This is a genomic window from Croceicoccus mobilis, from assembly GCF_001661965.1.
In the GTDB taxonomy this organism is placed as follows: Bacteria; Pseudomonadota; Alphaproteobacteria; order Sphingomonadales; family Sphingomonadaceae; genus Croceicoccus; species Croceicoccus mobilis.
Window position 1 is genome coordinate 1 of sequence record NZ_LYWZ01000006.1, and the last position, 8,837, is coordinate 8,837.

General features: G+C 59.8%; 7 protein-coding genes. All 7 read right to left on the minus strand.

Annotated features, from left to right (window positions below; all coding sequences use genetic code 11):
* Positions 1 to 54: 54 nt before the first annotated feature.
* Positions 55 to 1,842: a TniB family NTP-binding protein gene (locus A9D13_RS20905; RefSeq protein ID WP_216635479.1), complete on the minus strand. Its 1,788-nt coding sequence runs from the start codon at positions 1,840 to 1,842 to the stop codon at positions 55 to 57.
* Positions 1,727 to 3,361 (minus strand): Mu transposase C-terminal domain-containing protein, encoded by a 1,635-nt coding sequence (locus tag A9D13_RS01880; protein ID WP_024099411.1) that lies wholly within the window; start codon positions 3,359 to 3,361, stop codon positions 1,727 to 1,729. The genes A9D13_RS20905 and A9D13_RS01880 overlap by 116 nt, the downstream gene beginning before the upstream one ends.
* An 80-nt stretch (positions 3,362 to 3,441) precedes the next feature.
* A complete protein-coding gene (locus A9D13_RS01885) occupies positions 3,442 to 3,756 on the minus strand; it encodes a hypothetical protein (protein ID WP_066769423.1) in 315 nt (104 codons plus the stop codon).
* 215 nt (positions 3,757 to 3,971) lie between these two features.
* On the minus strand, positions 3,972 to 5,000 hold the full coding sequence (locus A9D13_RS01890) for an alpha/beta hydrolase (RefSeq protein WP_066769428.1): 1,029 nt from the start codon (positions 4,998 to 5,000) through the stop codon (positions 3,972 to 3,974).
* A gap of 69 nt (positions 5,001 to 5,069) precedes the next feature.
* The gene (locus A9D13_RS01895; RefSeq protein WP_066769435.1) at positions 5,070 to 5,291 is read right to left on the minus strand and encodes an aspartyl/asparaginyl beta-hydroxylase domain-containing protein; all 222 of its coding nucleotides are present in this window, start codon (positions 5,289 to 5,291) and stop codon (positions 5,070 to 5,072) included.
* Positions 5,292 to 5,384: 93 nt separating this feature from the next.
* Positions 5,385 to 7,172, minus strand: a complete 1,788-nt coding sequence (locus A9D13_RS20910) for a TniB family NTP-binding protein (RefSeq protein ID WP_216635479.1) — start codon at positions 7,170 to 7,172, stop codon at positions 5,385 to 5,387.
* Entirely contained in the window at positions 7,057 to 8,691 is a 1,635-nt protein-coding gene (locus A9D13_RS01910; protein WP_024099411.1) for a Mu transposase C-terminal domain-containing protein, read from the minus strand. The genes A9D13_RS20910 and A9D13_RS01910 overlap by 116 nt, the downstream gene beginning before the upstream one ends.
* Positions 8,692 to 8,837 lie beyond the last annotated feature (146 nt).

The following is an 8,837-nucleotide window of genomic DNA, read 5'->3' on the forward strand; positions in this document are numbered from 1 at the left end:
TGTCGCGTTGCCCTTAAATCTGAGACACGACGCGTTCGGGGATATTTTTTGCCCTTAATTATGAGATTCCACTGCCATCGCGCCTATGCTTTTCGCGCGCTGCCGGGCGATGTAAACAACCGCGGCAAGCAGACGTGGCTCCTTATCGAAGGCGCGCAATAGAGCAACCCTTGCATAGTCGTCGATGCCGGAGCTTGAGATGGCCGCTTTGACCAGTGGACGGGATTGGGCTGCATCAATTGCAGCAAGGCCAAACAGCCTTACTTCCAGCCTGTGGCCCTGAAGAGCGTATAACGGATCTCCGCGGAAGGCCTTTAATGATATGGCAAAGGTGACCGCGCGCATTGCGCGCCGAAATTGCTTGGAGCTGCGTAATCGCGCGGCGTATTCAAGCCGCGCGGCGCCGTTGCGCGCACGATTTATCAGCTTTTCGGGCATCTGTTCGCCACTGGCCTTGCCGAGCGTCGGCACAAGTCTCGTCCCACAAACCTGGCAGTCGAATGCCCAGGCTCGCCTCCAATGCTTGAGCGAAAGGCCCTCTCTGGAACATTGCAGGCAATGCTGGAATGGTATCTGGGCCGTCAGCGAGGCTTCTCGTGTCGTCATTGCTGGGAAGGTCAAAGATCGCACAACATCTGGGTCAATCCGTGCGGCGTTGGCAATCTTCGCCGCCGCAGCCGCGTCGACGTTGAAGTTCAAGGCGGTGCCATGCGCGGTATCGATTCTGAGATGAGCCAGTAGTTCCGCATCATCACAGTAGTTGGCCGCCGCCAGCCTAGACAACCAACCTGACAACAACTCGTCGGGCAGCGGCGCGACAGTCTTGGGCAGCGGGTGCGGCTTCACACCCCGGACTTCTCGAGCCGCCGATGGGGGGTTCGCATGGCGCGACCAAACCGGCGTCCATTTTGCGATTGCGTCATCGGTGATGCATTCATCACCTGTGACAATGGCGTCGATGGAAAGATCCTTGATCAGGGCGAAGATGCGCGAGGTCACCCCGCCGGTCAGCGCAAGTATCTGCTTTAGTGACTTGACCTTCAGATTGGATTTCTTCTCGAGGGGCATTGCCGCGATGAGTGTCTGGATCATGTCCGAGAACTCGGCGTCGTCGCGCCAGTTTGGAAGGTGATGTTCGTCCAGCCGCCTGGCAAGCTGGATATCACCACGGATGGCATCGACGGCCTCGCTGACCCCCAGGCAGACCAGCGACACTTCGAGTTCATTGCTGAGATACCGCAGAACATTGAGAAAGCGGCGCTGTTCGCGGTGGGTCCCGGCCAAGAGGTTGTGGACTTCGTCGATCATGATCATCCGCAGGCCAAGGTCGCGCAAGAGCGCGACGACACGGACTTCGAGGGAGGCCACATTTTGAGCGCGCGCGCTCAGTGCCGTGGCCGGTGCCCCGACGGTCGCCAGGATGTGCAGATAGAACCGTCGTTCGTCGGGAGCTGGTGGTGCTTGTAACAGTAACAGCGGCGTTCGCGTAATTCCCGATGCTGGGTCATATTCCGGTGCATATCTGCGCGAAAGATTGCGGGCGATCATCGTCTTTCCGATCCCGGACGCGCCATGCACAAGAAGGCCAGGCATACGGGTTTGCCTTGGCGCTTCGATCATACACTGCAAACGGTCCAGAACTTGTTCGGCCCGCGGAAAGCCAATCCAGATATCCGATTGAATGAGGGTGATCCGACCGTCTTCCTCTGTTTTTCCTGCCCTCAATTCACCATCTCTCCACCTTGAACAATGGGCGCGATGTATCACCCGTATCGATCGCGCGCAGCCCTTCGGTTGTTGAGACGGCCGAGTTGGCGCCCTCCAATGTCCCTTTTCTTTCACGGGATCGGCGTTCGGCCCTCGTCAGGCTCCGGCTTTCAGACTCGATTTGGCGTTGCTGTCGGATCAGCTCAGCCAGGACCAGCTCATTGGACCCGGACTTGCCAAGGGCACGGGCATTCCTCATGGCTTCGCGATATTCCCAGAGCGACACAGGCGGAATTTCCAGGTTTCGGTACCGAGCTTCGACGTATCGGTCATTATCCAGTTCGACCCAGATCACCGAGAGGTCGCGAGGGTCGTAGCGGACGACCACCTTTCCATCCCCGCGCCCGATGTGGCCTGCAAGCGCATCGGACCAGTACCGTATCTGGAACAGATGGATGCCGTCACGCCTGACCTTGCGCAGTTCACTTGGCAGAAAGCTCACCCGAAAGGCTTCAATCTCGAAGGGGATATCGCCCATCATTTGCTCTGAGAGCGCCTCCCATTTGGCAACGGGCGTGCAGCCAAGACTTGAATGAATGCTGTTGTTGTAGCGGCAGATTTCCAGAGCAAACCAGCGATCGAAGTCGCTTAAGGTCATCGTGGCCATGCCCTCGGCGTCATAGTCGCCCTTGGCCACGACCGAGGATTGCGTTGTTCCAGGCAACAGGTGCACGGCCCCCATCATCGTGCCGATCAATCGTTCGATGTGCCCTCCGAAATGAGGACTGCCTGGCGGCCGATAGACCAGATCGATCCCCCATTCTGCACATGCCGACCGAAAGGCATGCGACCGGAAATCGCGCCCGTTATCGACGTGGATGCTATGCGGTTTACCCTGCGCGGGCCAAGGAACATTGCGCACCAATTCCGCCAGAAGTTCCGCCTTGGGGGCCACAGCCTGTGTCAGGCAAAGCGCCACCGACAGACGCGAAGGTGCCTCGAGAGAGGTGTAATATCCGGTCACCATCCGCGTTGCGACGTCGATCGCCAGCGTGACCCAAGGCCGCCCAATTGGTTTGCGTTCAAAACTGTCGACGAGAATGATGTCCGCAGGCGTATGGTCGATTTGCACGACCTCCAGTGGCCGGTTTGCCTTGTTGTCGCCTACGACCGGCGCAAATTTCTGGCGGGCCGCCTTTGCGCCTTCGCGTGCCTTGGCAATTTCACGGGCATCCATTGCATCCAGCCTGCGCTGAACCGTCCGACGTGTCGGCGGTTGCAAGCCCTGCTGCCAGCACGCGCTTCGGATTTCTGTCACGATGCGCGACAGGCTTGGGCGTTCCCGCCGTAAGAAATAACGGCGAAGATGTTCTTCGATCACCGCTTCCACCTTGCCGGATATCAAGGTTGTACCAGTCGGGCGGCCCCGTTTCCGAGAAGCCAGCGCGCTGGTGCGCCCACCCTCTTCGGCCAGACGCTTTATCCAGCGCCAGACAGTCGCCCTGCTGACACCAAGCTCCCAAACGGCGTCATTGATGCCACTTTCCAGACTGCCAGTTCCTTTGAGATATGCCTGAACAAGCGGACGCAGAACGGCCGCCCTGCGCGCCTCCTCAGCACCAGCGGCAACGAAGTCTTCGCGATCATCATCCATCAATATTTGCCACACGAAGCTGCGAACCCTGTCTCAGGTTTAAGGGCAAAAATATCGGATTTAAAGGCAAAATATCATATTTAAGGGCAAAGCAAGGCCGTTGATTTCGTTGGATTTCTCATCTCACAATTAAGGGCTACGCGACACCAGCGATAGCCCGCAAAGATCGAGCCTGTGAAACTGTCATCGGCCAGATCATACGGCCCGCCAATATCGAACATGTCGCCCTGCGACAGGCCGACCGACCCACCGATATAGAACCCGCCCCAATCGGGGTCGGGCATCGGAACGATTTCGGGAACGTAAGGCGGCGGCGGGGCAATCGGGCCGGTGGCTTGCGCGGTCCCCGCCGACAGAGCGACAAGCAGCGCGGCACAGGAAATACTGGACTTCATGATGACCTCCTACAACGTGGGGCCGCCGAAACAGATCGGAAGCCGCAAAGCCGTGGGGCGCTTATGTGCCGCACGGCACTTCAGGTCTCAGGGTCCGCCTTTGGCCTACGAAAATCAACCATCGGATGCGCGACAGAGTGCCACGGCCCCGCGATGCGCAACCTGTGCGGGCATAACGGCCCCATGTCTGTGCGCCATGGTCGATGATTAAGCGCTCAGAGTGTCCGACGCAGCCAGTTGCTGATCTGCGTGGTGGCCTGCGCCCCTTGCGGCACGGCCCGGCGGGCCGACACGAAACCGTGGATCTGCCCCGAGTATTCGTGCAGATCAGACGTGACGCCCGCAGCCTCAAGCGCCTGATGATACATCGCCCCGTCATCGCGCAACGCGTCATGCCCGGCGGTCAGGATCAGCGCCTGCGGCTGGCCCGTCAGCCGGTCCGAAAAGATGGGCGAGACCCGAGGATCGCCGCGTTGCTCGACCGCCGGGACATATTGATCCATGTGCCAGTCGATGCGGTCGCGCGGCAAAACATAGGCCTTGGCCAGCGAGGTCATGGAGGGCGTTTCCCCCCGGCTGTCCACGGCCGGATAGATCAGCACCTGCGCCTTGGGCATCGGCAGGCCCAGCCCCGCCAGATCATGCATCAGCACGGCGGTCAGGTTGCCGCCCGCGCTGTCGCCGCTGACGGCCAGCCGCGCCGGATCGACGCCCCAGTCATCAGGCGCATCCAGCACGGCCCGATAGGCGGCCAGCACATCATCCGGCCCGGCGGGCCAGGGATGCTCGGGCGCCAGCCGATAATCGAGTGAAATGACGCGGATCCCCGCCTCGAGCGCGATTTGACCGCACAGCCCGTCATGGGTATCCAGCCCGCCCAGCACCCAACCGCCGCCGTGGATATAGATCAGCGTGGGGCGATCCTTTGCCTGGGGCTGGGTGTCATAGACGCGCGCGGGCCGCGGGCCATCTGCGCCCGCGATGCTGACATCGCGCTTGGTGACCTGCGCGGGGGACGGGGTGTCGAACTTGTCTGCCAGCACCACCAGCGAGCGGCGGCTGTCTTCCAGCGTGGGGATCACGCCCGGCACCCGCACCGCGTTGAACAGCTCGCCCAAGGCCTGCGCCTTGGCGTCGATCTTGCGGCCATCGACCACTTTGCGCCGACCGGCAAACCACAGCGCCGCCACGGGTTCGGGCGCGCGAACGATTGCCAGTTTCAGCAGCATCGAGAGCTTGTTCATCCTGTCCCCCCCAAAGGCTTTGCCCCAAGATGCACGAACATCCCGGCAGGATCAAGGGGGGCGTGCGCCTCAGGCCGCGCGCATCCGCCCCTCATTGATCCAGCTATACAGCTGCCCACCGCGCATGATCGCCCGAAACGCGATTTTCTGGCGCAACCGGGTGACCGGGCGACGAATGTCCAAAAGCAGGGCCAGCCGCGGGTTGGGGCCGGGATTGAGCACCTCGTGCGGAAAAGTGTCATCCCACAACAGCCCCTCGCCTTCGGCATAGGGAACACGCTGGCCATCCACCTCAAGCCAAGGGGCCTGTTCGCTGCCGCAATCGGGCGCTGTCGCGTTGCCCTTAAATCTGAGACACGACGCGTTCGGGGATATTTTTTGCCCTTAATTATGAGATTCCACTGCCATCGCGCCTATGCTTTTCGCGCGCTGCCGGGCGATGTAAACAACCGCGGCAAGCAGACGTGGCTCCTTATCGAAGGCGCGCAATAGAGCAACCCTTGCATAGTCGTCGATGCCGGAGCTTGAGATGGCCGCTTTGACCAGTGGACGGGATTGGGCTGCATCAATTGCAGCAAGGCCAAACAGCCTTACTTCCAGCCTGTGGCCCTGAAGAGCGTATAACGGATCTCCGCGGAAGGCCTTTAATGATATGGCAAAGGTGACCGCGCGCATTGCGCGCCGAAATTGCTTGGAGCTGCGTAATCGCGCGGCGTATTCAAGCCGCGCGGCGCCGTTGCGCGCACGATTTATCAGCTTTTCGGGCATCTGTTCGCCACTGGCCTTGCCGAGCGTCGGCACAAGTCTCGTCCCACAAACCTGGCAGTCGAATGCCCAGGCTCGCCTCCAATGCTTGAGCGAAAGGCCCTCTCTGGAACATTGCAGGCAATGCTGGAATGGTATCTGGGCCGTCAGCGAGGCTTCTCGTGTCGTCATTGCTGGGAAGGTCAAAGATCGCACAACATCTGGGTCAATCCGTGCGGCGTTGGCAATCTTCGCCGCCGCAGCCGCGTCGACGTTGAAGTTCAAGGCGGTGCCATGCGCGGTATCGATTCTGAGATGAGCCAGTAGTTCCGCATCATCACAGTAGTTGGCCGCCGCCAGCCTAGACAACCAACCTGACAACAACTCGTCGGGCAGCGGCGCGACAGTCTTGGGCAGCGGGTGCGGCTTCACACCCCGGACTTCTCGAGCCGCCGATGGGGGGTTCGCATGGCGCGACCAAACCGGCGTCCATTTTGCGATTGCGTCATCGGTGATGCATTCATCACCTGTGACAATGGCGTCGATGGAAAGATCCTTGATCAGGGCGAAGATGCGCGAGGTCACCCCGCCGGTCAGCGCAAGTATCTGCTTTAGTGACTTGACCTTCAGATTGGATTTCTTCTCGAGGGGCATTGCCGCGATGAGTGTCTGGATCATGTCCGAGAACTCGGCGTCGTCGCGCCAGTTTGGAAGGTGATGTTCGTCCAGCCGCCTGGCAAGCTGGATATCACCACGGATGGCATCGACGGCCTCGCTGACCCCCAGGCAGACCAGCGACACTTCGAGTTCATTGCTGAGATACCGCAGAACATTGAGAAAGCGGCGCTGTTCGCGGTGGGTCCCGGCCAAGAGGTTGTGGACTTCGTCGATCATGATCATCCGCAGGCCAAGGTCGCGCAAGAGCGCGACGACACGGACTTCGAGGGAGGCCACATTTTGAGCGCGCGCGCTCAGTGCCGTGGCCGGTGCCCCGACGGTCGCCAGGATGTGCAGATAGAACCGTCGTTCGTCGGGAGCTGGTGGTGCTTGTAACAGTAACAGCGGCGTTCGCGTAATTCCCGATGCTGGGTCATATTCCGGTGCATATCTGCGCGAAAGATTGCGGGCGATCATCGTCTTTCCGATCCCGGACGCGCCATGCACAAGAAGGCCAGGCATACGGGTTTGCCTTGGCGCTTCGATCATACACTGCAAACGGTCCAGAACTTGTTCGGCCCGCGGAAAGCCAATCCAGATATCCGATTGAATGAGGGTGATCCGACCGTCTTCCTCTGTTTTTCCTGCCCTCAATTCACCATCTCTCCACCTTGAACAATGGGCGCGATGTATCACCCGTATCGATCGCGCGCAGCCCTTCGGTTGTTGAGACGGCCGAGTTGGCGCCCTCCAATGTCCCTTTTCTTTCACGGGATCGGCGTTCGGCCCTCGTCAGGCTCCGGCTTTCAGACTCGATTTGGCGTTGCTGTCGGATCAGCTCAGCCAGGACCAGCTCATTGGACCCGGACTTGCCAAGGGCACGGGCATTCCTCATGGCTTCGCGATATTCCCAGAGCGACACAGGCGGAATTTCCAGGTTTCGGTACCGAGCTTCGACGTATCGGTCATTATCCAGTTCGACCCAGATCACCGAGAGGTCGCGAGGGTCGTAGCGGACGACCACCTTTCCATCCCCGCGCCCGATGTGGCCTGCAAGCGCATCGGACCAGTACCGTATCTGGAACAGATGGATGCCGTCACGCCTGACCTTGCGCAGTTCACTTGGCAGAAAGCTCACCCGAAAGGCTTCAATCTCGAAGGGGATATCGCCCATCATTTGCTCTGAGAGCGCCTCCCATTTGGCAACGGGCGTGCAGCCAAGACTTGAATGAATGCTGTTGTTGTAGCGGCAGATTTCCAGAGCAAACCAGCGATCGAAGTCGCTTAAGGTCATCGTGGCCATGCCCTCGGCGTCATAGTCGCCCTTGGCCACGACCGAGGATTGCGTTGTTCCAGGCAACAGGTGCACGGCCCCCATCATCGTGCCGATCAATCGTTCGATGTGCCCTCCGAAATGAGGACTGCCTGGCGGCCGATAGACCAGATCGATCCCCCATTCTGCACATGCCGACCGAAAGGCATGCGACCGGAAATCGCGCCCGTTATCGACGTGGATGCTATGCGGTTTACCCTGCGCGGGCCAAGGAACATTGCGCACCAATTCCGCCAGAAGTTCCGCCTTGGGGGCCACAGCCTGTGTCAGGCAAAGCGCCACCGACAGACGCGAAGGTGCCTCGAGAGAGGTGTAATATCCGGTCACCATCCGCGTTGCGACGTCGATCGCCAGCGTGACCCAAGGCCGCCCAATTGGTTTGCGTTCAAAACTGTCGACGAGAATGATGTCCGCAGGCGTATGGTCGATTTGCACGACCTCCAGTGGCCGGTTTGCCTTGTTGTCGCCTACGACCGGCGCAAATTTCTGGCGGGCCGCCTTTGCGCCTTCGCGTGCCTTGGCAATTTCACGGGCATCCATTGCATCCAGCCTGCGCTGAACCGTCCGACGTGTCGGCGGTTGCAAGCCCTGCTGCCAGCACGCGCTTCGGATTTCTGTCACGATGCGCGACAGGCTTGGGCGTTCCCGCCGTAAGAAATAACGGCGAAGATGTTCTTCGATCACCGCTTCCACCTTGCCGGATATCAAGGTTGTACCAGTCGGGCGGCCCCGTTTCCGAGAAGCCAGCGCGCTGGTGCGCCCACCCTCTTCGGCCAGACGCTTTATCCAGCGCCAGACAGTCGCCCTGCTGACACCAAGCTCCCAAACGGCGTCATTGATGCCACTTTCCAGACTGCCAGTTCCTTTGAGATATGCCTGAACAAGCGGACGCAGAACGGCCGCCCTGCGCGCCTCCTCAGCACCAGCGGCAACGAAGTCTTCGCGATCATCATCCATCAATATTTGCCACACGAAGCTGCGAACCCTGTCTCAGGTTTAAGGGCAAAAATATCGGATTTAAAGGCAAAATATCATATTTAAGGGCAAAGCAAGGCCGTTGATTTCGTTGGATTTCTCATCTCACAATTAAGGGCTACGCGACA

Bases quoted from the DNA above. Each gene is read 5' to 3' on its own strand.
- A9D13_RS01890 (WP_066769428.1), bottom strand. From the start codon at position 5,000: ATGAACAAGCTCTCGATGCTGCTGAAACTGGCAATCGTTCGCGCGCCC.
- A9D13_RS01880 (WP_024099411.1), bottom strand. From the start codon at position 3,361: ATGGATGATGATCGCGAAGACTTCGTTGCCGCTGGTGCTGAGGAGGCG.
- A9D13_RS01910 (WP_024099411.1), bottom strand. From the start codon at position 8,691: ATGGATGATGATCGCGAAGACTTCGTTGCCGCTGGTGCTGAGGAGGCG.
- A9D13_RS01885 (WP_066769423.1), bottom strand. From the start codon at position 3,756: ATGAAGTCCAGTATTTCCTGTGCCGCGCTGCTTGTCGCTCTGTCGGCG.